This is a genomic window from Cupriavidus nantongensis (assembly GCF_001598055.1).
Taxonomy (GTDB): Bacteria; Pseudomonadota; Gammaproteobacteria; order Burkholderiales; family Burkholderiaceae; genus Cupriavidus; species Cupriavidus nantongensis.
The window spans coordinates 607,993-631,662 of sequence record NZ_CP014845.1; the positions used below are offsets into that span (position 1 = coordinate 607,993).

Annotated in this window: 22 protein-coding genes and 1 pseudogene; 12 read left to right on the forward strand and 11 right to left on the reverse strand. The window is 69.1% G+C overall.

Translation table 11 applies throughout. The features are described 5' to 3' along the window. Window positions 1-7 precede the first annotated feature (7 nt). The 9 genes from A2G96_RS24015 to A2G96_RS24055 form a co-directional block, all read right to left on the reverse strand. Entirely contained in the window at window positions 8-508 is a 501-nt protein-coding gene (locus tag A2G96_RS24015; protein WP_062802715.1) for a nitrate reductase cytochrome c-type subunit, read from the reverse strand. A gap of 24 nt (window positions 509-532) precedes the next feature. After that, the gene (gene napA / locus A2G96_RS24020; RefSeq protein ID WP_062802716.1) at window positions 533-3,028 is read right to left on the reverse strand and encodes a periplasmic nitrate reductase subunit alpha; all 2,496 of its coding nucleotides are present in this window, start codon (window positions 3,026-3,028) and stop codon (window positions 533-535) included. Further along, complete coding sequence (locus tag A2G96_RS24025) at window positions 3,025-3,387, reverse strand: chaperone NapD (protein WP_062802717.1); 363 nt, start codon at window positions 3,385-3,387, stop codon at window positions 3,025-3,027. The genes napA and A2G96_RS24025 overlap by 4 nt, the downstream gene beginning before the upstream one ends. Window positions 3,388-3,492: 105 nt before the next feature. After that, window positions 3,493-3,657 carry a periplasmic nitrate reductase, NapE protein gene (gene napE / locus A2G96_RS24030; RefSeq protein WP_062802718.1) on the reverse strand — a complete coding sequence of 55 codons (165 nt, stop codon included), beginning with the start codon at window positions 3,655-3,657 and terminating at the stop codon, window positions 3,493-3,495. Window positions 3,658-3,857: 200 nt separating this feature from the next. Continuing rightward, window positions 3,858-4,202 carry a hypothetical protein gene (locus A2G96_RS24035; RefSeq protein ID WP_062802719.1) on the reverse strand — a complete coding sequence of 115 codons (345 nt, stop codon included), beginning with the start codon at window positions 4,200-4,202 and terminating at the stop codon, window positions 3,858-3,860. Window positions 4,203-4,381: 179 nt separating this feature from the next. Continuing rightward, window positions 4,382-5,608: a phosphoglycerate dehydrogenase gene (gene serA, locus A2G96_RS24040; protein ID WP_062802720.1), complete on the reverse strand. Its 1,227-nt coding sequence runs from the start codon at window positions 5,606-5,608 to the stop codon at window positions 4,382-4,384. Between the two features lie 122 nt (window positions 5,609-5,730). Beyond that, entirely contained in the window at window positions 5,731-6,258 is a 528-nt protein-coding gene (locus A2G96_RS24045; protein WP_062802721.1) for a hypothetical protein, read from the reverse strand. Window positions 6,259-6,355: 97 nt separating this feature from the next. Next, the gene (locus A2G96_RS24050) at window positions 6,356-6,550 is read right to left on the reverse strand and encodes a hypothetical protein (protein WP_062802722.1); all 195 of its coding nucleotides are present in this window, start codon (window positions 6,548-6,550) and stop codon (window positions 6,356-6,358) included. 93 nt (window positions 6,551-6,643) lie between these two features. Continuing rightward, window positions 6,644-9,088 carry a TonB-dependent receptor gene (locus A2G96_RS24055; RefSeq protein WP_062802723.1) on the reverse strand — a complete coding sequence of 815 codons (2,445 nt, stop codon included), beginning with the start codon at window positions 9,086-9,088 and terminating at the stop codon, window positions 6,644-6,646. A 367-nt stretch (window positions 9,089-9,455) separates the two neighbouring features. Here A2G96_RS24055 and A2G96_RS24060 point away from each other — a divergent pair, with 367 nt between their 5' ends. The 10 genes and pseudogenes from A2G96_RS24060 to A2G96_RS34175 form a co-directional block, all read left to right on the forward strand. Next, window positions 9,456-10,244, forward strand: a complete 789-nt coding sequence (locus A2G96_RS24060) for an ABC transporter ATP-binding protein (RefSeq protein WP_062802724.1) — start codon at window positions 9,456-9,458, stop codon at window positions 10,242-10,244. Continuing rightward, window positions 10,241-11,260, forward strand: coding sequence for a PQQ-dependent catabolism-associated beta-propeller protein (locus tag A2G96_RS24065; RefSeq protein WP_062802725.1), 1,020 nt, complete (start codon window positions 10,241-10,243; stop codon window positions 11,258-11,260). The genes A2G96_RS24060 and A2G96_RS24065 overlap by 4 nt, the downstream gene beginning before the upstream one ends. Beyond that, window positions 11,253-12,431: an ABC transporter substrate-binding protein gene (locus A2G96_RS24070; RefSeq protein ID WP_062802726.1), complete on the forward strand. Its 1,179-nt coding sequence runs from the start codon at window positions 11,253-11,255 to the stop codon at window positions 12,429-12,431. Before A2G96_RS24065 ends, A2G96_RS24070 begins: the two co-directional genes overlap by 8 nt. Window positions 12,432-12,435: 4 nt before the next feature. Beyond that, on the forward strand, window positions 12,436-13,266 hold the full coding sequence (locus tag A2G96_RS24075; RefSeq protein WP_082819088.1) for an ABC transporter permease: 831 nt from the start codon (window positions 12,436-12,438) through the stop codon (window positions 13,264-13,266). After that, window positions 13,263-14,063: a quinoprotein dehydrogenase-associated SoxYZ-like carrier gene (locus tag A2G96_RS24080; protein WP_062802727.1), complete on the forward strand. Its 801-nt coding sequence runs from the start codon at window positions 13,263-13,265 to the stop codon at window positions 14,061-14,063. Before A2G96_RS24075 ends, A2G96_RS24080 begins: the two co-directional genes overlap by 4 nt. After that, window positions 14,060-15,004, forward strand: coding sequence for a quinoprotein relay system zinc metallohydrolase 1 (locus tag A2G96_RS24085; RefSeq protein ID WP_062802728.1), 945 nt, complete (start codon window positions 14,060-14,062; stop codon window positions 15,002-15,004). The genes A2G96_RS24080 and A2G96_RS24085 overlap by 4 nt, the downstream gene beginning before the upstream one ends. 195 nt (window positions 15,005-15,199) lie before the next feature. Continuing rightward, a complete protein-coding gene (locus A2G96_RS24090) occupies window positions 15,200-16,963 on the forward strand; it encodes a PQQ-dependent methanol/ethanol family dehydrogenase (protein ID WP_062802729.1) in 1,764 nt (587 codons plus the stop codon). 94 nt (window positions 16,964-17,057) lie between these two features. Beyond that, window positions 17,058-17,381 carry a c-type cytochrome gene (locus A2G96_RS24095; RefSeq protein ID WP_062802730.1) on the forward strand — a complete coding sequence of 108 codons (324 nt, stop codon included), beginning with the start codon at window positions 17,058-17,060 and terminating at the stop codon, window positions 17,379-17,381. Between the two features lie 604 nt (window positions 17,382-17,985). Next, window positions 17,986-18,993 (forward strand): group II intron reverse transcriptase/maturase, encoded by a 1,008-nt coding sequence (ltrA, locus tag A2G96_RS24100; protein WP_231909735.1) that lies wholly within the window; start codon window positions 17,986-17,988, stop codon window positions 18,991-18,993. Continuing rightward, window positions 18,897-19,151 (forward strand): annotated as a pseudogene (locus A2G96_RS34175) (group II intron maturase-specific domain-containing protein); the annotation flags it as partial. The gene ltrA and the pseudogene A2G96_RS34175, both read left to right, overlap by 97 nt. Window positions 19,152-19,865: 714 nt before the next feature. Here the strand turns inward: A2G96_RS34175 and A2G96_RS24105 are convergent. Both A2G96_RS24105 and A2G96_RS24110 read right to left on the reverse strand, forming a co-directional pair. After that, complete coding sequence (locus A2G96_RS24105) at window positions 19,866-20,903, reverse strand: LacI family DNA-binding transcriptional regulator (protein ID WP_062802731.1); 1,038 nt, start codon at window positions 20,901-20,903, stop codon at window positions 19,866-19,868. 78 nt (window positions 20,904-20,981) lie between these two features. Beyond that, window positions 20,982-21,917: a LysR family transcriptional regulator gene (locus A2G96_RS24110; RefSeq protein ID WP_062804116.1), complete on the reverse strand. Its 936-nt coding sequence runs from the start codon at window positions 21,915-21,917 to the stop codon at window positions 20,982-20,984. A 146-nt stretch (window positions 21,918-22,063) separates the two neighbouring features. Between A2G96_RS24110 and A2G96_RS24115 the strand changes: the two genes are divergently transcribed. Beyond that, complete coding sequence (locus A2G96_RS24115; protein ID WP_062802732.1) at window positions 22,064-22,270, forward strand: DUF3311 domain-containing protein; 207 nt, start codon at window positions 22,064-22,066, stop codon at window positions 22,268-22,270. A 15-nt stretch (window positions 22,271-22,285) separates the two neighbouring features. Continuing rightward, window positions 22,286-23,668 carry a sodium:solute symporter family protein gene (locus A2G96_RS24120; RefSeq protein WP_062802733.1) on the forward strand — a complete coding sequence of 461 codons (1,383 nt, stop codon included), beginning with the start codon at window positions 22,286-22,288 and terminating at the stop codon, window positions 23,666-23,668. Window positions 23,669-23,670: the final 2 nt, after the last annotated feature.

A 23,670-nucleotide genomic window follows, 5' to 3' on the forward strand; every position in this document is an offset into this window, starting at 1 on the left:
GCTTCCGCTAGTTGGACGAGCCCTTGGCGCCGGGCTTGCGCCTGAGCATCTGCTCGACATCGACGAAGGTGTTGCCCACCAGCGGCTTGGCGTCGGCCTGCGGCACGTGGCATTGGGTGCAGAAGTAGCGGCGCGGCGACACGTCGGCCAGCACGTTGTTGTGGCGGTCCATGTAGTGCGTGATGCTGACCGGGATCGCCTGGGTTTCCTCGGTGCGGGTGCGGGCGTGGCAGAACATGCAGCGGTTGAAGTCCTTGTCGAGCTGGTAGCCGTCGATCTTGTGCGGGATCGTCGGCGGCTGCATGGTGTAGTTGCGGTTGCGGCGGATGTCCTTGTTCTCGGTGGGGTAGAGCAGCGGCGCCTTGCTTTCATCGGCGATGGGTGTGGGCCCGCGCATCGCGTCGACCACGCCCTGCGCATGCGCCGTGCTGGCGCTGTGCGGCGCCAGCGCGGCCAGCAGCAGCGCGCACAGCGCCAGCAGCGGCATCCAGGATCGGCTTGGCATCATGGCGTCTCCCTCGTTCGGTTGCGGCTAGACCTTGACGATCTTGACCGCGCACTTCTTGAAGTCGGTCTGCAGCGAGATCGGGCAGGTGGCGTCCAGCGTCACCTTGTTGATCAGCTGGCTGGCATCGAACCACGGCACGAACACCAGCCCGCGCGGCGGCGCGTCGCGCCCGCGGGTCTCGACGCGCGAGCGCATGCGCCCGCGCCGCGACACCACCTCCACCTCGACGCCGCGGCGCAGGCCCAGGGCCCTGGCGTCTTCGGGGTGCATGAACACCACCGCGTTGGGGAAGGCGCGGTACAGCTCGGGCACGCGCCGCGTCATCGAGCCGGAGTGCCAGTGCTCCAGCACGCGGCCGGTGGCCAGCCAGAACGGATACTCCTTGTCCGGCGACTCGGCCGGTGGCTCGTAGGGCAGGGCAAAGATCACCGCCTTGCCGTCCGGGTTTCCGTAGAACTGGTAGCCGGTGCCGGCCTTGACGTAGGGGTCGCTGCCCTCGCGGTAGCGCCAGCGCGTTTCCTTGCCGTTGACCACCGGCCAGCGCAGCCCGCGCGCCTCGTGATAGGCATTGAATGGGGCCAGGTCATGGCCGTGGCCGCGGCCGAAGCTGGCGTACTCCTCGAACAGCCCCTTCTGCAGGTAGAAGCCGAAGGCCTTGGCTTCGGCATTGTGGTAGTCGGGATCGATGTCCTTGAGGGGGAACCGGTCGACATTGCCGTTGCGGTAGAGCACGTCGAACAGGGTCTTGCCGCGGTATTCGGGCTTTTTCGCGATCAGGTCGGCCGGCCACACGTCCTCGACCTTGAAGCGTTTGGAGAATTCCACCAGCTGCCACAGGTCCGAGCGCGCCTCGCCCGGCGCATCGACCAGCTGGTGCCAGAACTGCGTGCGGCGCTCGGCATTGCCGTAGGCGCCTTCCTTCTCCACCCACATCGCGCTGGGCAGGATCAGGTCGGCGGCCAGCGCGGTCACGGTGGGATAGGCGTCGGACACCACCACGAAGTTCTGCGGGTTGCGGTAGCCCGGCAGGCCTTCTTCCATCAGGTTGGCCGCGGCCTGCATATTGTTGTTGACCTGCACCCAGTAGGCGTTGAGCTTGCCGTCCTTGAGCATGCGGTTCTGCAGCACCGCGTGGTAGCCGGGCTTGTCGGGGATGGTGCCGGGCGGCAGCTTCCAGATGCGCTCGGCCTCCTCGCGATGCTTGGGATTGGTCACCACCATGTCGGCCGGCAGCCGGTGCGAGAAGGTGCCCACCTCGCGCGCGGTGCCGCACGCCGACGGCTGCCCCGTCAGCGAGAACGGGCTGTTGCCCGGGGTGGCGATCTTGCCGGTCAGCAGGTGCAGGTTGTAGACCATGTTGTTGGCCCAGCTGCCGCGCGTATGCTGGTTGAAACCCATGGTCCACAGCGACATCACCTTGACGTTGGGGTCTGCGTAGAGCTCGGCCAGCTGGTCGAGCTTGGCCTTGGGCACGCCCGACAGCTTGCTGACGGTATCGGCGTCGTACTTGGCGACGAAGCGCGCGAAGTCGTCGAACGTGATGACGCGCGCAGCGCCGGGATCGGCCGCGTTTTTCGCCGCCTTCTGCAGCGGATGCTCGGGGCGCAGGCCGTAGCCGATGTCGGTCACGCCCTCCTTGAACACGGTGTGCCTGTTGACGAAGTCCTTGTTGACCTTGTTGTTCCTGATGATGTAGTGGGCGATGTAGTTCATCATCGCCAGGTCGGTCTGCGGCTTGAAGATGACCGGGATGTCGGCCAGGTCGAACGAGCGGTGCGTAAAGGTCGACAGCACCGCCACGCGTGTCTTGGGGTGGCTCAGGCGGCGGTCGGTGATGCGGGTCCACAGGATGGGGTGCATCTCGGCCATGTTCGAGCCCCACAGCACGAAGGCATCGGCGGCCTCGAAGTCGTCGTAGCAGCCCATCGGCTCGTCCATGCCGAAGGTTCGCATAAAGCCCTGCACCGCCGACGCCATGCAGTGGCGCGCATTGGGATCGAGGTTGTTGGAGCGGAACCCGGCCTTCATCAGCTTGGACGCGGCATAGCCTTCCCACACGGTCCACTGGCCCGAGCCGAACATGCCCACCGCGGTCGGGCCCTTCTCCTTGAGCACGCGCTTGAACTGGTGCTCCATCTCGTCGAAGGCGCGCTCCCACGTGACCGGGGCGAATTCGCCGTTCTTGTCGTACTTGCCGTTTTTCATGCGCAGCAGCGGCTTCGTCAGCCGGTCCTGCCCGTACATGATCTTCGACAGGAAATAGCCCTTGACGCAGTTCAGGCCCTTGTTGACCTCGGCCTGCGGATCGCCGTTGGTGGCGACCACCTTGTTGTCCTTGACCGCCACCGTGACGCCGCAGCCGGTGCCGCAGAAGCGGCAAGGGGCCTTGGACCATTTCAGTCTCGTGACCTCGCTGTCGGTGACCATGTTGGCCGCGCCGGCCGGCAGCGCCACGCCGGCCACCGATGCCGTTGCGGCGACGGCGGTCTGCTTGATGAAATCGCGACGAGAGATGGTCATGTGCCTGCCTCCTCGTTCATTGCGGGGCTGATGCCCCGGTCCGTGCGCTGGTCGATGGCCTGGTGCATGGCCCCGGCATCTTCGTTGTGCTGGTAGACCAGCGCGGCCGACAGCACGCCGTCGAGCTGGTGCAGCAAGGTCAGGTGCGCGGCGATGGCGCGCGAGCTGGGGGCTTCGAGGGTGACGACCAGCTTGCCGCTGTCGCTGGCGGCATGGATCTCGGCGCCGGCGATGGCGTCGATCGCCGCACGCACCTGCGGCAGCCTGGCGGGAAGGGCATGGACCACGATGCCGGCGATATGCCATTCGGCGTCCGCGGGCAACGGCTGTATGGGGATGGCACGTCTTGCAGCGGGCATGCGCAAGCTCCGGTTCGATGCCGTTTCAGTCTGTGCTGCAGCTTGTTTTTATCTGTCAATGCCCCGGCGGCGGCAAGCCTGCCGCACCGGGCCTGCACGGCCCGCCTAGTGGGTAGGCGGGCCGCTGATCAGCTGGGTCATCCAGACAATGAACCCATAGCCCGCGACGATGATGACGGAAAGCACCGGCACCATGACGGCGGTCAGGAAAAGAAAACTGCGCAGTTCTTCTTGCTTGCGTTGCGGATCGTGGGTTTCACCGGTTTCCATCGTCGTTGACGTCCTCGGCAAAAAGGATCAGGCGCGGCCCGATGTGTTACACCATTAAAGGAAGTGCAAGCAAAGGTGTCAAGACTGCACTCGCGGCGAGCCTGCGGTGGCGCAGACCTGCGGCACGCACCGCAACGCTGCCCCCGCGCGCCGTGGTTGCGGCAGCCCGGACCGGGCGCGGGCCCGGTCCGATATGTCATCTATTGATAGGTCACCACGACAAGGTAGGCGGGCGCCGTGCCGCGCCGGGCGGCGCGCACGGGTTCCACCCTGACTTTGGCCATGCCGATGCGCGTCAGTCCGGGCGACCGCTGCGCAGCCACCGCGAACGGCGCCGAGAGGATCTGCCCCGATGGCTGCTGGCAACTGGCCTGCACCATGCCGGCCGACGGCCGCAGCTCGCATGAGGGGTTGGTGATCGCACCGAGGAACGTAATGGTGCCCGATTGCGCGACCGCGCTGCCGATTCCCGCGCTCACCAGCAGCGCGCCCGCGGCCAGCCGTCCGACCAGGGCGGCGGCCTTCCTGCTCCGTTCAAGCGACATATCTGAACCTCACGATTGTTAGTGCGGCGCCGCGCGGGCCGCCATTGTCATCGCTAGCGTGCAGGCCCACCAATGCGCTGTGGGCTGCCTTTAGCATAATCGGCAGGTTCAGAGCATTCTTAAATTTATGACAGTTCAGTGGATATTGCCGGAATGGCTCCGGCAACGATGGCGCGGGGCTACGCCGCGCCGCGCAGGATCAGCCGCGAGCGCGCGAAGCCGGCATGGGTCTGCAGCGCCTGCATCAGTTGCTCGGACGGCGCGCGATCCAGGTCGGTGACCACATAGCCGGTGTGGCCGCGCGTCTGCAGGTGCTGGCCGGTAATGTTGACGCCTTCCTGCGCCAGCAGCGTGTTCAGCGCCGCCAGCGCGCCGGGCGCGTTGCCGTGCACGTTGAGCAGGCGCGCCGGCGCATGCAGCGGGCCGGGATCGACCTCGGGGAAGTTGACCGCGCCGATGGTGCCGCCGGTGGCGAGGAAGTGCGCGAGCTTGGCCGCGACCTCGGTGCCGATGTTTTCCTGCGCTTCCTCGGTGCTGCCGCCGACGTGCGGGGTCAGCAGCACGTTGGGCAGGTTCTGCAGCTCGCTGGTGAACGGGTCCTGGTTGGTCTTGGGTTCTTCCGGGAACACGTCGATGGCCGCGCCGCCCAGCCGCTTCTCGCGCAGCGCCGCGGCCAGCGCGGCGATGTCGACCACGCTGCCGCGCGAGGCATTGATCAGGATCGCGCCGGGCTTGAATGCGGCGAGGATGTTGGCATCGATCATGTTGCGCGTGCGCGGCGTGGCCGGTACGTGCAGCGTCACGACCTCGGCCTGCGACACCGCTTCTTCGAGCGATCCCGCGGCGCGGGCCGAACCGTGCGAGAGCCGCGCGAGCACATCGTAGTAGACCACGCGCATGCCCATCGATTCGGCCAGCACGCCCACCTGCGAGCCGATATTGCCGTAGCCGACGATGGCAATGGTCTTGCCGCGCGTCTCGAACGCACCGGCGGCGCCCTTGGCCCATTTGCCGGCATGCGCGAGCGTGTTTTTCTCGGGGATCCGGCGCAGCAGCATCACCGCTTCGGCGACCACCAGCTCGGCCACCGAACGGGTGTTGGAAAAGGGCGCGTTGAAGACCGGGATACCGGCGGCGGTGGCCGCGTCGAGGTCGACCTGCGAGGTGCCGATGCAGAAGCAGCCGATCGAGAGCAGTTGCGGCGCGCTGCGGATATCGTCCCCGCGCAGGTGGGTGGCGGAGCGGATGCCGATCACGTCATGATCGGCCAGCACCTGGCGCAGTTCGGCGCCGGCCAGCGCGCCGGTGCGGCGCTCGACCTGCAGGCCGGCTTCGGCCAGCCGGGCGTTGGCGCTCTGGTGGATGTTCTCGAGCAGGATGGCTGTGGTCACGTTGGTTTTCCGCATGGAGGTTGGCGGGCATTGCCGCATCGGCTCCATTCTGCGCGCAAAACGATGGCGGGGCCGGGGAGCCCCTGCTGCCGGCATTGGCACCGGCCGCGGCGACAGCCTCAACGCAAGCGGCAGCGTCAGCGCGCGCGGCGCGCGTCGCCGCCGAGCGGATCGACGATGATCATGGTCTGGCGCAGCACGCCGGCGTTGTCGAAATAGCAGCTGAAGTGTGCCGTCTGCAGCCCGTCCTTGTACATGCGCCAGGACCAGGCCTCGCGCTGCATCAGCGGGTAATACTGCACCGGCTCGCGCGGCAGGCCGAAGTGCTGCTGCACGTCCTGCTTGGTCCAGACCCCGACCCGGGCGCGGTAGATCTCGGCCTCGGTCAGCATCTGGCGGTAGCGGACCAGCCTGCCCGCGGCATCGAAATCGGCGGCGTAAACCGCATGGCCGAAGGGCTGCGTCGACCACAGCCAGCGGGTGGTGCCGTCGGCCAGGCGGTGGGTTTCGGTGGGTGGCCCGAAAGTCTGGCGCACCGCACTTTCAGGGCTGCCTATCATCTGCTGGCCGGTCTGCTCCGGCTGCAGCGTGGCACAGGCGCCGAGCAGCGCGGCGGCCAGGCAAATGAGGACGAGGTGACGGCGGGGCAGGGACCGGGGTGGCATGGCGCGCTCCTGCAAGAAGGAATGTCCGCAGCCATTGTCCGGCTGCCGGCCCGCCAGGCGCAACCGGCCGGCATGCCGCCGCCGGCCCCGCGCAGCCTTAGCAGCGGCCCTTCTTGGCCTGGCCCGGCGGGCAGAACGACTCGTTGCCGTACGCGTCGACGCGGCAATTGCCTTTCTTGGCCTGCCCCGGCGGGCAACCCTGCGGGCCGCCGCCGTAAGTGTCATAAGGGGCTACCACGCAGCCGCCGAGCAGTGCGCTGCACGCGACCAGAAGGGCCAGGACGGATTTCATTGCATTCTCCTTGTTGTGGGGGATTCCATTTGCGACAGGAGAATAGATTGTGCCAGCGCCGTTGTCTGTAAGGAATCGTGAAGACCGCCGGGGCTACATCCGGAACACCACGCCCAGCCAGAAACTGCGCGGCGCGCCCGGCGCGACGAACAGCGCGCTGGCGGCATCGCCCGGGGCCACATGCGGCCGCACCAGGCTGCCGCCGGGAAAGACGTCGTTGGCGATCTGGCCATAGGTCTGGTAGCGGCGATCGAGCAGGTTGGCCACGCGCGCGTAGATCTCGACGCGCTTGCCGACCTGGTACGCCGCGCGCAGGTTGATGGTGGCGTAGCCCGGCGTGCTCCAGTCGGCGGCCTGCGGCGCCTGGCCCGGCTGCGGGTCGCTGCGCAGGCCGTCCTCGTTGCCGCTGGAAACCGAGCCCGACACCGCCACCAGGTCGGCGCCCAGCACCAGCCCGGGCAGCGCCTGCCAGTCCGCGCCCAGCTTGAGCGTATGGCGCGGCAGTCCGGCCATGCGCATGCCCGGGCGGATCTCGATGGTGCGTTCGCCGGCGGCCAGCGCGCCGGCCGACTGGTAGGTGGCCTGCAGATAGCTGTAGGCCAGCCGCAGCGTGACCGGGCCGAGGCGATGGCGCGCGCTCAGGTCCAGCCCCTGGTTGCGGGTACGGTCGAAGTTGGCGAAGTAGCCCAGTTGGGTGTTCGGTGCGCGCACGAACAGGATGTCGTCGTGGTTGTCGATGCGATAGAGCGACGCCGCGACCTCGGTGTGCGGGCGCGGGTGCCAGCGCACGCCGGCCTCGAACGCATGCGACACCACCTGCTTCAGGTAGGGATCGGCCTGCAGGCCCGCCGGCAGCCGGCAGGGCCGTTCCGGATCGGCGCAGCCGAGCTCGAGCACGGTCGGCACGCGGTTGTTCTGCGCATAGCCGCCGAATACCGTGACGCCGCCGCCCAGCTTCTGCGCCAGCCCGAGCGCCGGGTTCAGGCGGCGGTAGGTGAAGCTTTCGCGCGGCTGCTCGCTGCCGTCGCTGTTGCGCAGCGTATTGATGACAGTGACATGGTTCCAGCGCGCCGACGCGGTCAGGAAGGTGGTGGGCGTCAGCGACCAGGTATCGGACAGGTACAGGCCCAGCGTGCGCGCGTTGCCGCTGACGCCGGAGAACAAGGCGTTGGCCTCGGCCCGGTCGGCGACCACGCCGCGGTCGTCGGTGAAGCTGCCGGGCTGCGCGTATTGCGAATACGTCAGGCGGCTGCGGTCGAGCGTCAGGCCGGCATTGAGCACGTGGTGCTCGCCCTCCCGCGCCAGGCTCAGCGCCATGCCCACGGTCTGCTGCCGCATATGGCTGGTGTTGAGCACCGCCGGGTGCAGCGCCGCGCCTTGGGCGCGGGTCATGCCGCAGTCGTCGCCGCGCGGGCTGCCGTCGGCGTCGAAGCCGTCCTCGCAGTCTTCGGCATAGGCTTCGTAGTCCGGGTTGACGTCGCCGTTGACGGTGTCGCGGCGGCTGTTGCGCACATAGGCCATGGCCGCGGCGCTGGTCTTGTCGTCGAACCAGTGGCGGCCGTTGAGCGCCGCCTGCGTGACCAGGTTGCGGGTCTGGTCAGGGTAGGTGTAGACCGCGCGCCGGTTGGACTGGTACAGCTCGGGCACGGTGCCGCCGTCGGCCGCGCTATAGCTGGGCACCAGGCCGTTGCCGGTCAGCGTGCTGCGCCCATGCAGCACCGAGACGTCCCAGCTGCTGCTGGCGCCGGCGTAGCCCGCCCTGGCAAAGACGTTGCCGAGCCGGCCCTCGGAATGGTCGCGCCAGCCGTGCTCCTGGAACAGCGTGCCGGCGGCGAACGCATGCCAGCCGCTGTCGCTGCGCACGCCGCCGGACAGGTCGGCGCGCTTGCGCGCCTGGCTGCCGTAGGACAGGTCGGCGGTGAAGCCGGGCGAGTCCAGTCCCGAACGCGTGGTCATCGCCAGCGCGCCGCCAAGCGTGTTGAGGCCATAAACGGGGTTGGCGCTCGACACCAGCGACGCGCTCGCCAGCGCCGCCTCCGGAATCATGTCCCAGCTGACCACGTCGCCGAAGGGCTCGTTGACGCGGATGCCGTCCAGGTACACCGACAGCCCCTGCGGCACGCCGGGGATCGACGACGCGCGGAAGCCGCGGTAGGTGATGTCGGTCTGGAACGGACTGCCCTGGATGTCGTTGACGTTGACGCCGGCAAGATGGCGGTTCAGGTAGTCGGCCAGGTTGCCGGCGCGCGCGCCGCCAAGGTCGCTGCCGCGCACGGTCTGCACGGTGTAGGGCACCAGGTCGCTGGCGACGCCGATGCCGGGCAGCGGCGCGGCGGCGACCACCAGTACTTCCGGCAACAGGTCACTGTCCCGGTTTGGCGCAGCACTGTCCTGTTGCGCCACAGCGGCGCGCTGGCACAGCAGCGTGATCAGCGCGGACAGCAGCGCGGCGTGCGTGCCTGCGCGGGGGCGCGCAATACTGCGCGGCAAGCGGGATGGCCGCTGGCCTGGCGGCGCAGGGCGCGGGATGGCTGGCATGTTCCGTCTCCTCGGGATAGCGGCGCATGCCTGCATCGGGCCGCGCCTGTCGGCAGGGCTTCAGCAGATTTCGTACCGTGTTGCGTTCGATGGCGGTGGTTCGGGTGCGCGGCGCGGCGCCCGGCCACGGCGCGGGCGCGAGCGCTGTCACAAAACAGGACAGTCCGCTGTTGCCGGCCGGCGGCCCGGTGTTCCACGACGGCACAGTGGTGCGCGGCGCATCGCACCACGCGCGGCCGCCAGGCTGCGGCTGGCAGCGCTGCGGAGCCGGCCAGGCAACGGCTGGGCGGATGCGTCATGCCGTGCTGCGTCGCACATGGTATCGGCCTTGCTCTGTCGCAGGCATCCCAACCCTGACCGCGCCGCCATGCTTGCCGAGCTGTCCCGTTACGACCAGGTACTGACTTGCGACGCCGTGCGCAAGGCGTTCGGTGCGCGCGTGGCGCTCGACGGCGTTTCGCTGTGCGTGCGCCGCGGCGAGTTCGTGGCGCTGCTGGGGCCCAACGGCGCGGGCAAGACCACGCTGTTCCAGATCCTCAGCGGCCTGTTCGTGGCCGATGCCGGGCAGGTCACGGTGATGTGCCGCGACATGCGGCGCGACCCGGTGCGCGCGCTGGCGCAGCTGGGCATCGTATTCCAGCAGCCCGCCATCGACCTGGACCTGCCGGTGCTGGCCAACCTGCGCTTCCATGCCGACCTGCATGGCCTGCCGCGGCGCGAGGCGGCGCAGCGGATCGCGCGCCTGCTGCAGGCCTTCGGCCTGGCGCCGCGCGCGCAAGCGCCGGTGCGCGAGCTGTCGGGCGGCAGCCGGCGCAAGGTCGAGCTGGCGCGCGCGCTGCTGCATGAACCGGCCATGCTGCTGCTGGACGAGCCGACGGCGGGACTGGACCCGGCTTCGCGCGTGCAGCTGCTGGCCGAGACCCGGCGCCTCGCGCGCCATGCCGGCGCCGGCGTGCTGTGGGCCACCCACCTGGTGCAGGAGGTGGAGCAGGCCGACCGCGTGATCGTGCTCGACCGCGGCGCGGTGCGCTTCGACGGCACCCCGGCCGCGTTGCTGGGGATCACCGCGGCCGCGACGCTGGAAGCCGCGTTCCTTGCCATGACGCCGTCGGTCGCGCGCGCGGCGCAAACGGCGCAAGCGGAGCTGAGCGCATGAAGCCGATGCCATCCCCCGCCTGGCTTGCCGGCGCCTGGCTGCTGGCCACCGCATTGCTGGTTGCAGCCGGCCTGGCCGAAGGCGCGCAGGGTGGCCGCGCGCGCGCCGCCACCGGCCAGGTCTTTGTCTCCAGCGAAAAGGACGACGCGCTGACCGCCTACGATGCCGCCAGCGGCCAGCAGCTGGCGTCGTGGCGCCAGTGCCGGCGGCCGCGCCACCTGCAGCTGTCGCCGGACCGCGCGCGGCTGTACGTGGCCTGCAGCGACGACCACCGCGTCGACGTGGTCGACGTCGCCACGCGCAAGACCGTGGCGTCGCTGCCGGTTGGCGACGACCCGGAATTGTTCGACCTGAGCCAGGACGGCCGCACGCTCTATGTGTCGAACGAAGAAGACGCGCTGCTGTCGGCCTACGACACCGGCTCCGGCAAGCGCGTGTTCGCGGTCGGGGTGGGCGAGGAACCGGAGGGCGTCAGGGTCAGCGCGGACGGACGGCAGGTGTACGTGGCTTCCGAAGTTGCCAACCTCGTGCATGTGGTCGACGTCGCCACGCGCAGGGTGGTGCGCAATATCCGCGTCGGCAACCGGCCGCGCCGGCTGCTGCTGGTGCGCGGCGGCAAGGAACTGTGGGTCTCCAACGAGCTGTCGGCCAGCGTCAGCGTGATCCGCACCGATACGCTGGAGGTGGTGCAGACCATTGCCTTCGCGCCGCGCGGCATGCGCGCGGAAGACGTGACGCCGGTCGGGATGGCGGCGCGCAGCGACGGCAGCCACGCCTATATCGGGCTGGGCCGCGCCAACCATGTCGCGGTGGTCGAGGTGGCGTCGCGCCGCGTGCAGGACTATGTGCTGGTGGGGCGGCGCGCCTGGGGGCTGGCGCTGAGCCGCGACAACGCGCGGCTCTACGTTGCCAACGGGCTGTCCGACGATGTCAGCGTGGTCGACACCGCCAGCCGTAAGGCGGTGGCCACGCTCAGGGCCGGCCGCGTGCCGCATTCGGTGGCGATCGATGACTGAGCGGGCGCTGGCGGTGCTGGCCTTTACGCTTGCGGTGGTGCTGGCGGCGCCACTGCATGCCGCGCAGGTGCGCGTGGCGGTGGTGTCGCTGGCCGACGATGCCCGCCATGCGCCGCGGCGGCTGGCGCAGCGCTATCCCGACCAGCCGCAGGGCAGCGCGCTCGATGGCGCGCAGGTGGCGGCTGCGGAAGCGCGTTTTGCGCTGGAGGCCGCGGGCCAGTCGCTGCGGGTCGAGGCGCAGCAGGCCCGCACCGAAGCCGAGGTCGCCACGCTGGTCGCGGCGCTGGCGCGCCAGGGCACGCGCTTTATCCTGCTCGACCTGCCGCCGGCTTCGGTGCGGGCCGCGGCGGGCGCGGTCAGGCCGGGCGAGGCGCTGCTGTTCAATGTCTCGGCCGACGACGATGCGCTGCGCGGCGCCGGCTGCGCGCCGGTGCTGCTGCATACGCTGCCCAGCATGCGCATGCGCGCCGACGCGCTGATGCAGTACCTGGCCGCGCGCAAGTGGCGCCGCGCGCTGCTGCTGAGCGGGCCGTCGCCGGCCGACGCCGCGCAGCGCGAGGCACTGCTGGGCGCGGCGCGGCGCTTTGGCATCGCCTGGAGCGCGCAGCGCGCGTTCCGGCTGTCCAACGACCCGCGCGAGCGCGACCAGGCCAATGTCAGGCTGCTGACCGGTGGCGCGGACTACGACGTGGTGGTGGTGGCCGACGCCGACGGCGAATTCGCGCGCGGCCTGCCCTATGCCACGCAGTTGCCGCGCCCGGTGGTGGGCGCCAGCGGCCTGGGCGCGCAGGCCTGGCACTGGGCCTGGGAGCGCAACGGCGGGCCGCAGCTGAACCGCCGCTTCGCCCGCGCCGCGGGCCGGCCGATGACCGGCTACGACTGGGCCGCATGGGTCGCGGTCAAGGCGATTGCCGAGAGCGTGGTGCGGCAGCCCGCGGGCTTTGCCGCGCAGGCGCAGGCGCTGGCCGCGGGGCAGGTGGTGGTGGACGGCTTCAAGGGTCCGCCGCTGTCGTTCCGGCGCTGGGACCGCCAGCTGCGCCAGCCGCTGATGCTGGCGCACCCAGACGGCGTGATCGGCACCGCGCCGGTCGAAGGCGTGCTGCATCCCAAGAACAACCTCGACACCCTGGGCGCCGACGAAGCCGACACCGCGTGCCGCGCCCCCACCTGACACCATGACCATGCCCGCCGTCCTGCCCCCGTCGATGCGCCATCGCTGGCGCGCGCTGCGCGCGGTCTGCGGCCGCGAGCTGCGCAAGTACCTGCGCCAGCCCGGGCGGCTGCTGTCGTCGCTGGTGCGCCCGCTGCTGTGGCTGCTGGTGTTTGCCGCAGGCTTCCAGAACGCGCTGGGCGTCGCTATCGCGCCGCCGTACGACAGCTATATCGAATACCAGGTCTATGTCGCGCCCGGGCTGCTGGGGATGATCGCGCTGTTCAACGGCATGCAGTCGTCGCTGGCGATGGTGTACGACCGCGAGATGGGCGTGATGCGGCTGCTGCTGACCGCGCCGCTGCCGCGCGGCTGGCTGCTGGGCTGCAAGCTGGCGGCGGGCACGCTGCTGTCATTGCTGCAGATGGCGGCGTTCCTGCTGGTGGCGGCGGGCTTCGGCATCCGCTTCGCGCCGCTGCACCTGCTGGCCGGACTGGGCGCGATGACGCTGGCCGCGCTGATGCTGGGCGCGCTCGGCCTGCTGCTGTCGGTCCATGTGCGCCAGCTGGAGAACTTTGCCGGCACCATGAACTTCGTCATCTTCCCGATGTTCTTCATCAGCTCGGCGCTGTATCCGCTGTGGCGCCTGCAGGAGTCGGGCGCCGAGGCGGTGTACCAGCTTGCGCGGCTGAACCCGTTCACGCATGCGGTCGAAGCGATCCGCTTTGCGCTGTACGGGCAGCTGGCGCCGCACAGCCTGGCCATCGTCGCGGCCAGCGCGGTGGTGTTCTTCGCGCTGGCGCTGCGCGGCTACGACCCGCAGCGCGGCATGGCGCGCCGCGGGGCGCCGGCATGACCGGCGGTCGGCAGGGGGTGGCGGCGCTGGCGCTGACATGGCTGGCGCTCGCCAGTCCCACTGTGTCAGCGGAGCCCGGCACCGCTGGCGTGATCTCGCACCGTGACCCGATGCAGTCGCCGCAATGGGCCTGGATCCACAAGGAGCTGCTGCAGCAGGGCCCGGTGGTGTTCGACAGCCGTGTGCGCGTGACCGGGCCGGCCTTTGCCGAAGACCCGATGCGCGTGCCGATTGCGTTCGACGCGTCGGCGCTGGGCGAGGTCGAGCGCATCGTGGTGGCGGTGGACCGCAACCCGATCCGCCCGGTGCTGGCGTTCGAGCCGCTGCGGGTGCGGCCGTCGCTGTCGTTCCGCTTCAAGCTGGAGCAGGCCTCGCCGGTGCGGGTGGCGGCGCGCACGCGCGATGGCACCTGGCATGTCGGCAGCACATGGATCGACGCCGGCGGCGGTGGCTGCACCGTGCCGGGCGCGACCCGCCGCGACGGCAGCTGGAGCCGCACCCTGAACCGGGTCGAGGCGCGCGTGTTCCCGGCCTTGGGCGAGGCCGGCGCACGCGTGCGGCTGCGTGTGATGCACCCGATGGACACCGGCCTGGTCGCCGGCATCCCGGCGTTTCATCTCGAGACCCTGGTGCTGGCCGACGCGGCGCGGCAGCCGCTGTTGCGACTGACCCTGCACGAGCCCGTGGCCGAGAACCCGATCTTCTCGTTCGACCTGCGCGAGGCGGTGGTGCCGGGCCTGACCGTGGCCGGCCACGACAACAACGGCAACCGCATCGCGGCGCGGGTGTTGCCATGAAGCGCGTATTGCCGTCGCTGCTGCTGTGGCTGGCCACTGCTGCGGTCTCCGCGGCCCCCGCGCAGCCACCCGACTACCGCCTGGCCCCGCGCGAGATCGCCGCCGGCGTGTGGCTGCTGGAAGGCGCCAATGCCGACTTCGCGCCGGCCAATGGCTGCAACATCATCAATACCGCCTTTATCGACACCGGCGACGGCGTGGTGGTGATCAACACCGGCCCGTCGCGCGAATATGGCGAGCAGCAGCGCCGCGCCATCGCAACGCTGACCGGCGCGCCGGTACGGCTGGTGCTGAACCTGAACCTGCATCCCGACTATTTCTTCGGCAACCAGGCCTATGTCGACGTGGGCGCCAGTGCGCTGCCCGCGACCATCGACGGCGCGCGCCGCGAGGGCGCCGTCTATGCCGACAACCTCTACCGCCTGTGCGGCGACTGGATGCGCGGCACCGAACCCGCGCCGCCGGTTCACGCACTGGCACCCGGCGTCCGCACGGTCGGCCGCCGCACGCTGGAACTGATCCGCCTGCAAGGCCATACCGATGCGGACCTGGTGCTGCTGGACCGCGATGCCGGCATCGTCTTTGCCGGCGGGCTGGTGTTCCGTGAGCGCATCCCGACCACGCCGCACGCGCATATCGGCCGCTGGCTCGACAGCCTGGATCGGCTGCAGGCGCTGATGGCGCAGAGCGGGGCACGACTGCTGGTGCCCAGCCACGGGCCCGCACTGGGCGGCACGGAAGCCATCGCGCAGACGCGCGCCTACCTGCAGTGGCTCGACATGCGCCTGCGCGAGGCCGCGGCGCAGGGTCGCGACCTGGCCGAGGTGATGGCGATGCCGGTGCCCGAGCCCTTTGCGCGCTGGGGCGCGCTGCCGGCGGAATACCTGCGCAACGTGATTCATCTCTACCCGGCGCACGAGGAAGCCGCGCTGGCGCGGTGAAGGCGCCGGCTCTGGCTGTTCAATTCTGGCGCAGCTGCAACGCAGTGTTGCACGCTGGCGCGGGCCGCGACCGTGCGGTGCGGCTGCAGGGCGCGTGAGCGAGCCCCGGCCTACTGGCATGGGATTTGCCATTTGCGTGCTGGTGTGTGGCGCAGTGGCGCACCAGCGAAATCCAAAACAAGAGAGGAGATGGCAATGAGGACGATACGAGTAGGGCTGGCGGCAATGGCGGCAATAGCCGCAATCGCGGCCGCCGCGGCGAGCGTTGGCGCGCACGCGGCGGTGAGCGACGCCATGATCGAGAACGACGCGAAGTCCCCCGGCGACGTGCTGTCGTGGGGCATGGGCCCGCAGGGCCAGCGTTATTCAACGCTGTCGCGCATCAATACGAAAAACGTGGGCCGGCTGGTGCCGGCGTGGTCGTTCTCGTTCGGCGGCGAAAAGCAGCGCGGGCAGGAATCGCAGCCGCTGATCCACGACGGCAAGATGTTCGTCACCGCCTCGTATTCGCGCATCTATGCGCTCGACGTGAAGACCGGGCGCAAGCTGTGGAAGTACGAGCACCGCCTGCCCGAAGGCATCATGCCGTGCTGCGACGTGGTCAACCGCGGCGCGGCGCTGTACGACAACCTGGTGATCTTCGGCACGCTCGATGCGCAGCTGGTGGCGCTGGACCAGAACAGCGGCAAGGTGGTGTGGAAGGAAAAGCTGGAAGACTACGCGGCCGGCTATTCGTACACGGCCGCGCCGCTGGTGGCCAAGGGCCTGGTGCTGACCGGCATCTCGGGCGGCGAATTCGGCGTGGTCGGCCGCGTCGACGCGCGCGACGCGAAGACCGGCCAGCTGGTGTGGTCGCGGCCGGTGGTCGAAGGCCACATGGGCTACAAGTACGACAAGGACGGCAACAAGACCGAGATCGGCATGACCGGCACCCAGAACGCCAGCTGGCCGGGCGAGACCTGGAAGACCGGGGGCGCGGCCACGTGGCTGGGCGGCACCTATGATCCGGCGACCGGCCTGGCCTACTTCGGCACCGGCAACCCGGGCCCGTGGAACAGCCATATCCGCAAGGGCGACAACCTGTACTCCGCCTCCACCGTCGCGCTCGATCCCGCCACCGGCAAGATCGTCTGGCACTACCAGAACACCCCGAACGACGGCTGGGACTTCGACGGCGTGAACGAGTTCGTCACCTTCGACCTGGACGGCAAGCGCATGGGCGGCAAGGCCGACCGCAACGGCTTCTTCTACGTCAACGATGCCACCAGCGGCAAGCTGGTCAACGCCTTTCCCTTCGTCAGGAAGATCACCTGGGCCACCGGCATCGACCTGAAGAGCGGCCGCCCGAACTACGTCGCCGAGGGCCGCCCGGGCGACCCGGCCGCCGCCAACGGCGAGAAGAAGGGCAAGTCGGTGTTCGCCGCGCCCGGCTTCCTCGGCGGCAAGAACCAGCAGCCGATGGCCTACAGCCCGCAGACCGGCCTGTTCTACGTGCCCGCCAACGAATGGGGCATGGATATCTGGAACGAGCCCATCAGCTACAAGAAGGGCGCGGCGTTCCTGGGCGCGGGCTTCACCATCCAGCCGCTGAACGAGGACTACATCGGCTCGCTGCGCGCGATCAATCCCAAGACCGGCAAGATCGTCTGGGAGGTCAAGAACGGCGCGCCGCTGTGGGGCGGCGCCATGACCACCGCCGGCGGGCTGGTGTTCTGGGGCACGCCGGAAGGCTACCTGAAGGCCGCCGACGCCAGGACCGGCAAGGAGCTGTGGCAGTTCCAGACTGGCAGCGGCGTGGTCGCGCCGCCGGTCACGTGGGAAGAGAACGGCGAGCAGTTCGTCGCGGTGGTGTCCGGCTGGGGCGGCGCGGTGCCGCTGTGGGGCGGAGAGGTGGCCAAGCGCGTGAATTTCCTGGAGCAGGGCGGCTCGGTGTGGGTGTTCAAGCTGCACAAGAGCTGAGGGATCAACGGTGATGCGGCCCCGCGCGCATGGCATCGCAGCGGCGATGCATGGCGTGCCCGGGGCTCGGTCGCCACGGTATCGGGATACAGGCATGAAGAAGGAATGGATGGCGCTGGCGGCGGTTGGCGCGATGTTGCCGGGCGCGGCGCTGGCCGCCACGGCGGCGGAGATGCAGGCGCTGGCCGACAAGAGCGGCTGCTTTTCCTGCCATGGCATGCAGTCGAAGCTGGTGGGGCCAGGGTTTGCCGAGGTGGCGGCGCGGTACAAGGGCGATAGTCAGGCGGCAGCTTCGCTGTCGAAGAAGATTCGCGAGGGCGGCAAGGGGGCGTGGGGCAGGATTCCCATGCCGCCGCATGGAAATCTGGGAGAGGACGATGCGAAGAGGCTGGCGGAGTGGGTGCTTGGGGTTGGGTGAGCCGGGGCGTGGCGTGGGCTGCGGGCGCTGCGTCGGCCGCGGCCCGGTCGCGGGCGTCGGCGGCCGGCGCAAGACCCGCTTGCGGCGGCGCCGGCGTGGGCGTTGATTCAGCGCTCGCCGCATCCTTCGGTTCTTGGCTTGTCGTGCTTGGCGGGCGTGGCTGTTTCGCCGGCGTAGCCGGCGACCTCCTTTCTGGTGCGCCCGGCAGGGCGCACTTACTTGGGGGTGCAAGTCCCCTACACACCCGGCAAGGGGAAGTGTTAGCCAAAGACAAGGGTTTCCCGGGCGACTGGGAGTCTGAAGGAAGTCCGAGGCAAAGCGCTGGCCTGACGAACAGGAAGCGGATATGAGGCGACGCATCGGGGTGAGGCGGCCAGAGTAGCCAAAGCCCAGTACTTGCACGGAACGATGCGGCGTAAATCCGACAGGCATAAGCGTGAAGGTGAGTGCGTCATACCCGGGGAGATCTGCATCGCTGCCATGGTGCTACTGACGTCGAGAGGCGTCGGGATGGCGGTGCAGAAGTCAGCAGAGGCCATAGTAGGTGCGCGGTTGGCACTGAAGGGCCGAACATGAACGAGCGCGATTAGGACGACAGACCTCGATGCTTACCGACGAAGCCCAAATGCACGAACGAGTGCAGCCCACAGCGGAGGAAGGCGGGCGGAACCTGCTTGGCGCCGATGGGGGTGCGGAGGATGGCACGGCGGCTGTCGGGCAAACGAAAGCGCAGGCGCCATCGCTGATGGAGGCGGTGGTTGAGAGAAGCAACATGTGGCTGGCGTACCGGAGGGTGGTCGGCAATGGCGGCGCCGCTGGGGTGGATGCCCTGGAGGTGACGGCGTTGCGCGACTGGCTGAAGGTGAGTTGGCCAAGCGTCAGGGCGGCGTTGCTGGCCGGCCAGTACATCCCGCAGGCGGTGCGCGCGGTGGACATCCCCAAGCCTGCGGGCGGGATAAGGACACTGGGCATCCCGACGGTGGTGGACAGGCTGATCCAGCAGGCGCTGCTGCAGGTACTCCAACCGCTCTACGAAACGGGGTTCTCCGAGTCGAGCTACGGCTTCAGGCCGGGGCGCAGCGCTCAGCAGGCGGTCTTGCAGGCACAGCGGTACGTGCAGGAAGGCCGGCGCTGGGTGGTGGATATCGATCTGGAGAAGTTCTTCGATCGGGTCAACCACGACATCCTGATGTCGCGGGTGGCCCGGCAGGTGAAGGACGCCCGGGTGCTCAAGCTGATCCGGCGGTATCTGGAAGCGGGGCTGATGCGCGGCGGGGTGGCCGAGGCGAGGAGGCAGGGCACGCCGCAAGGCGGGCCGCTGTCGCCGCTGCTGTCGAACATCCTGCTGACGGATTGGGACCGCGAACTGGAGAAGCGGGGGCTGGCGTTCTGCCGTTATGCCGACGACTGCAATATCTACGTCCGAAGCAGAACGGCGGGGCAATGGCTGTTGGCCGGGATGACGGCGTTCCTTGCGGAGCGCTTGAAGCTACGGGTCAACGAGGCCAAGAGCGCATGCGAGCGGCCGTGGAAGCGCAAGTTCCTGGGCTACAGCCTGTCCTCTCATCATCAGGCGAAGCTGCGCATCGCTCCGGAAAGCCTGCGAGGCTGATTGGACGCATCAAGGACGTGGTGCGCAAAGGTCGAGGAAGAAGCCTGGCTCACACGATCGCGGTGCTGAATCCGGTGCTGCGCGGGTGGATTGGGTACTTCCAATACACGCAGAGCAAGCGGCCACTGGAGAACTTGGACGGATGGGTGCGCCGACGGCTACGCTGTCTGATATGGCGGCAAGCCAAAGCATGGCGAACGCGACTGGCGCTTATGCGGCGCCAGGGGCTGGAGGCCAAGCGGGCAGCCAGGACTGCGCTGAACGGGCGCGGACCATGGTGGAACGCCGGAGCCCCACCCATGCGCGAAGCCTTCCCTAAACGCTACTTCGATGCCATGGGGTTGATCTCGCTGCTGGATACACAGCGGCGCCTGCAGTCTCGTTCGTGAACCGCCGTATGCGGACCCGCATGTACGGTGGTGTGAGAGGGCTGAGGGGGTAACCCCTCACCCTACTCGATTCCGAGCGACAGAAAGGAGGCAAAGAGCGCGTCGCCTGGGCGGCTGGCCAAGGCGGCGTTGGTGGTTCAAACGGTGGTGACTTGCGGTCAGGCGGTTGGTGGTTCGACCCTGCTGACGCTACCTGGAAGTGCCTGGCGTTCGAGGTCGGATGGACGAACCCGACTTTAGGTCGGTGGCCGCCTGCTAAGCACGTTATTGGTGGGACGCCTTCGGCTGCGCTGCGCGCACTCCCTATCTCAGGTCTGCTGCTCGGGCACGGAGTGCGTCGCTGCGCTCGCATGGCGTTGTCGCGGGCGAGCCCAAGGGCCTTTCTCTCTCGCTTGTTTGCTCCCCTCTCCCGCCTGCGGGAGAGGGGCGGGGGAGAGGGCCGGTGCATCCACGAAGTCCGGCCATCCCTTCCCGAAAAGTCCGTCAAGCCCCCGGCATCGACGACGCTCTCACCACCAGTTCGGGCTTGGGTCCGGTGATGACCGTGCGGCTGCGCTCGCCCGACAGGTGTGCGAACAGCAGTTCCACCGCCAGCGACGCCACGCGCTCCAGGTGCAGGTTGACCGCGGTCAGCGGCGGCTGCGCGCTGCGCGCGCGGATGCCGTCGTAGCGCGTCACCACCAGCACGTCGTCGGGCACGCGCCTGCCCAGTCCTTGCAGGTGCGCCATCGCGCCGACCGCGAAGGCATCGACCGGCGCGCACAGTGCATCCAGCCCCGGCATCTGCGCCAGCAATTGCGCGCAGGCTTCGGCGCCAGCGGCTTCGCCATGTTCCTCCGCCGCCTTGACCACATGGCAGGGCAGCCCCAGCGCCTGCGTGAACTCGCGGTAGGCGCGTTCCGTTTCCACATACGACTGCCGCGGCGCGGCGCCGATCATCAGGCCGATCTGCCGGCGCCCGTGGCCGTGCAGGTGCGCCAGCAGCAACCGCGCGGTCTCGGCCGACTGCAGGTCGACGCACGGCACCGGGGTCTCGGTCAGCGGCTCGCGCCCGATCGAGACGATGCTGACGCCGCGCTCGCGCAGACGCGCGATATGCGGGTCGCCGGCGATCGGCTCGATCACGATGGCGCCGTCGATATCGAGCGTATCGAGCAGGCCGCCGGCGCCCTCCAGCGGCGGCACCAGCACCACGCCCAGCCCGCGCCCCATCGCCGCCTCGGCCGCGATCGCCGCCACCTCCATCATGAAGCCCAGCCGCGAGGTGCCGCCCGCCACCGCGAACGGCATCGACGACAGCAGCGCGATGCAGTTGGCGCGGCCCGACTGCAGCCGCTGCGCGCGCACGCTGGGCCGGTAGCCCAGCTCCGCCGCCACGCGCTTGACGCGCGCGCGCGTGGCCGGGTCGAGCACGCCGCGGTCGTTGAGCGCGTGCGAGACCGTGGTCAGCGAGACCCCGGCGGCGCGGGCGACGTCGTGGATGGTGATGCGGCGGGGGCGGTCGGGTGTGGCTTCGGTCATGCGGGGCAAGGGCGATGGGGCAAGGGCTATGGGGCGATGGCGGGCGACGGATCAGGGGGAGCATACCGCAGCGGCTGCTCAGCGGCGCCGGTTGCCGCCGCCGGCTTCGGACGACAGCGCCTTCCAGTGCTCGCGCGTGAACCGGTACAGCACTTCCAGCGCCGGCGACAGCGAGCGTGCCGCCATGCGCGCCATGCCGTAGCGCCCGCAGCGGCGCGCATCGGGCGGCATCGGCACTTCGGCCATCAGTCCGGCGGCGCGCTCCTGCCGCGTGATCGAGAGCACGCCGAACAGCAGCGTATCGCTCGCCAGCGTCACGCTGCGCAGCATGTCGAGGTTGTCGCAATGCAGGGTGAAGAGCCGCTCCGGCGCGGCGTCGGGTCCCCACAATTCCGCCAGCTGCCGGCTGACCACGGTGCTGAGCGTGGTGGTGGCGACGGGGTAGGCGCGGATGGTGTCGATATCGATGCGGCGCTTGCGCAGGATCGGATGCCCGGCGCGGCAGACCAGGCCGGCGGGCAGTTCGCCGAGCGGCTCGACCTCGACGTCGTCGGCCGCGCGCAGCACGTAGGCGTCGCCGACGATGGCGTCGATGGTCTCGTTGCGCAGGGCCTCGAGCAACGCGCTGGTGGCGCCGGTCTCGGTGCGCACCTTGATGCGCGGGTGGGCCTGCGCCATGTGGATCAGGAACGGCGTCAGCAACAGCGCCGCCGGCGCCGGCGCCACGCCGATCGCGAGCGAGCCTTCCTCGCCGCCGCGCAGCAGCTCCAGGTCGCGCCGCAGCTGGCGCTCTTCCAGCCGCATGCGGCGCGCGCGCTCGGCTACCAGCTCGCCGAACACGGTCAGCGTGGCGCGCCGCGCGCCGCGGTCGAACAGCGGCGCCTTCAGCTCGTCCTCGAGCGCGCGGATGCTGCGGCTCAGCGCCGGCTGGGTCAGGTGCACGGCGCGGGCGGCTTCGGAGAAGGTGCCGTGCTCGACCACCGCGAGCAGATGCAGAAGTTTCTGGGTGTCCATGCGGAAAACCATGCGCATTGGTTATGGGAGCGGTTCAACATTTGCATTTGAATCATACCTTGCCGCTACCTATGATGAGCGGAACAAAAAAGGCGGGACCCGCACGGGCGACCGCAACAACGTCCATCGGACATCGGAGACAAGACATGCTCAAGCTGTTGATCGGCCTAGGCCTGCCGTATATCGGCGTGATCGGGATGCTGCCGTGGGTGGCATCGGTGGAGCGCTTCGTGCTCGGCGTGCCCTTTATCTACGCTTGGATCTTTGCGTGGTTCGTGCTGACCTCGGGCTGCATGCTGGCGTGCTGGCTGCTGTTCGACCGCCACGGCGCCGACGCGGCGCCCGAAGCCTGACGCGGGGAGCCGGCCATGACCACAGCGGTGTTCCTGGGCTTCATCGTGTACTCGCTCTATCTCGCCATCCGCTCCGGCAAGGGCCACGGCGCGCAGAGCATGCATGACTTCTTCGTCGCGTCGCGGCAGTTCGGCGCGTTCCTGGTGTTCTTCCTGGCCGCGGGCGAGATCTACAGCATCGGCACCATGGTGGGCTTTCCCGGCGGCATCTATGCCAAGGGGCCGACCTATGGCGTGTGGTTCCTCGGCTACATCCTGCTGGCCTATCCGCTCGGCTACTTCCTGGGCCCGAAGATCTGGCAGGCCGGCGCGCGCTACAACGCGATCACGCTGCCGGACCTGTTCAAGGGCCACTACGGCAACCGCGCGCTGGAGTTGATCGTGGCGGGTTCGTCGATCCTGTTCCTGCTGCCGTGGGGCCAGCTGCAGTTCACCGGGCTGGTGGCGGCGCTCAAGGGACTGGGCTGGGACTTCGACCCGATGTACCTGGTGATGATCTCCGCGGCGCTGGCGTTCACCTACATCGCCATTTCCGGCGTGCGCGCCTCGGCATATATCGCTATCCTCAAGGACATCCTGATGGTGGTGGCGATTGTCGCCACCGGCGTTGCGGTGGGCTGGAAGGCCGGCGTCGGCGACGTGTTCCACGCCGCCAGCGTGCAGGTCAGCAACCAGATGAGCGAGACCCAGCTGCGCTTCTCGATGAGCACCATGCTGTTCCAGGCACTGGGCTTCTACGTGATGCCGTTCGCGGTGCAGAACTTCTTCACGGCCAAAAGCGCCAACACCATCCGGCGCACCCAGGTGGCGATGCCGCTGTACATGCTGATGTACCCGTTCCTGGTGCTGGCGTCGTACTACGCCATCAGCCAGAACCTGCAGCTGGCGTCGCCCAACGAGGCCTTCTTCGCCGCGGCGGTGCGGCTGCTGCCGGGCTGGCTGCTCGGGCTGGTGGCCGCGGGCGCAGCGCTGTCGGGCCTGCTGGTGCTGGCCGGCATCTGCCTGGCGATCGGCCCCATCGTCACGCGCAACCTGCTGCCGGGCCTGCCCGAGCCGCGCCAGAAGCAGGGCGCCAAGGTGGTGATCGTGATCTACCTGGTGCTGTCGATCGCGATGACGCTGGCCACGCCCAACCTGATGCTGACGCTGATCAACACCACCTACTACGGCGTGACGCAGTTCTTCCCCGGCGTGATGGTGATCCTGTTCTCGCTCAAGGTGCGGCCGCTGGCGATTGCGCTGGGCATCGTCACCGGCCAGCTGCTGGCGATCGCGCTGTACGTGCAGCAGGCCGACTTTGGCGGCTTCAACCTCGGCCTGATCAGCCTGGGCGTGAACCTGCTGGTGACCGCGCTGGTGCACTACGCCCCCCGCCTGGACCGCGTGCAGGCGGCCTGAAA

Excerpts from the sequence above, each read along its gene's own strand:
- A2G96_RS24015 (WP_062802715.1), bottom strand. The coding sequence starts at position 508 with ATGATGCCAAGCCGATCCTGGATGCCGCTGCTGGCGCTGTGCGCGCTG.
- A2G96_RS24050 (WP_062802722.1), bottom strand. The coding sequence starts at position 6,550 with ATGAAATCCGTCCTGGCCCTTCTGGTCGCGTGCAGCGCACTGCTCGGC.
- A2G96_RS24120 (WP_062802733.1), top strand. The coding sequence starts at position 22,286 with ATGACCACAGCGGTGTTCCTGGGCTTCATCGTGTACTCGCTCTATCTC.
- A2G96_RS24045 (WP_062802721.1), bottom strand. The coding sequence starts at position 6,258 with ATGCCACCCCGGTCCCTGCCCCGCCGTCACCTCGTCCTCATTTGCCTG.
- A2G96_RS24085 (WP_062802728.1), top strand. The coding sequence starts at position 14,060 with ATGAAGCGCGTATTGCCGTCGCTGCTGCTGTGGCTGGCCACTGCTGCG.
- A2G96_RS24105 (WP_062802731.1), bottom strand. The coding sequence starts at position 20,903 with ATGACCGAAGCCACACCCGACCGCCCCCGCCGCATCACCATCCACGAC.
- serA (WP_062802720.1), bottom strand. The coding sequence starts at position 5,608 with ATGCGGAAAACCAACGTGACCACAGCCATCCTGCTCGAGAACATCCAC.
- A2G96_RS24035 (WP_062802719.1), bottom strand. The coding sequence starts at position 4,202 with ATGTCGCTTGAACGGAGCAGGAAGGCCGCCGCCCTGGTCGGACGGCTG.
- ltrA (WP_231909735.1), top strand. The coding sequence starts at position 17,986 with ATGCTTACCGACGAAGCCCAAATGCACGAACGAGTGCAGCCCACAGCG.
- A2G96_RS24025 (WP_062802717.1), bottom strand. The coding sequence starts at position 3,387 with ATGCCCGCTGCAAGACGTGCCATCCCCATACAGCCGTTGCCCGCGGAC.
- A2G96_RS24110 (WP_062804116.1), bottom strand. The coding sequence starts at position 21,917 with ATGGACACCCAGAAACTTCTGCATCTGCTCGCGGTGGTCGAGCACGGC.
- A2G96_RS24070 (WP_062802726.1), top strand. The coding sequence starts at position 11,253 with ATGACTGAGCGGGCGCTGGCGGTGCTGGCCTTTACGCTTGCGGTGGTG.
- A2G96_RS24055 (WP_062802723.1), bottom strand. The coding sequence starts at position 9,088 with ATGCCAGCCATCCCGCGCCCTGCGCCGCCAGGCCAGCGGCCATCCCGC.
- A2G96_RS24075 (WP_082819088.1), top strand. The coding sequence starts at position 12,436 with ATGACCATGCCCGCCGTCCTGCCCCCGTCGATGCGCCATCGCTGGCGC.
- A2G96_RS24065 (WP_062802725.1), top strand. The coding sequence starts at position 10,241 with ATGAAGCCGATGCCATCCCCCGCCTGGCTTGCCGGCGCCTGGCTGCTG.
- napA (WP_062802716.1), bottom strand. The coding sequence starts at position 3,028 with ATGACCATCTCTCGTCGCGATTTCATCAAGCAGACCGCCGTCGCCGCA.
- napE (WP_062802718.1), bottom strand. The coding sequence starts at position 3,657 with ATGGAAACCGGTGAAACCCACGATCCGCAACGCAAGCAAGAAGAACTG.
- A2G96_RS24095 (WP_062802730.1), top strand. The coding sequence starts at position 17,058 with ATGAAGAAGGAATGGATGGCGCTGGCGGCGGTTGGCGCGATGTTGCCG.
- A2G96_RS24115 (WP_062802732.1), top strand. The coding sequence starts at position 22,064 with ATGCTCAAGCTGTTGATCGGCCTAGGCCTGCCGTATATCGGCGTGATC.
- A2G96_RS24060 (WP_062802724.1), top strand. The coding sequence starts at position 9,456 with ATGCTTGCCGAGCTGTCCCGTTACGACCAGGTACTGACTTGCGACGCC.
- A2G96_RS24080 (WP_062802727.1), top strand. The coding sequence starts at position 13,263 with ATGACCGGCGGTCGGCAGGGGGTGGCGGCGCTGGCGCTGACATGGCTG.
- A2G96_RS24090 (WP_062802729.1), top strand. The coding sequence starts at position 15,200 with ATGAGGACGATACGAGTAGGGCTGGCGGCAATGGCGGCAATAGCCGCA.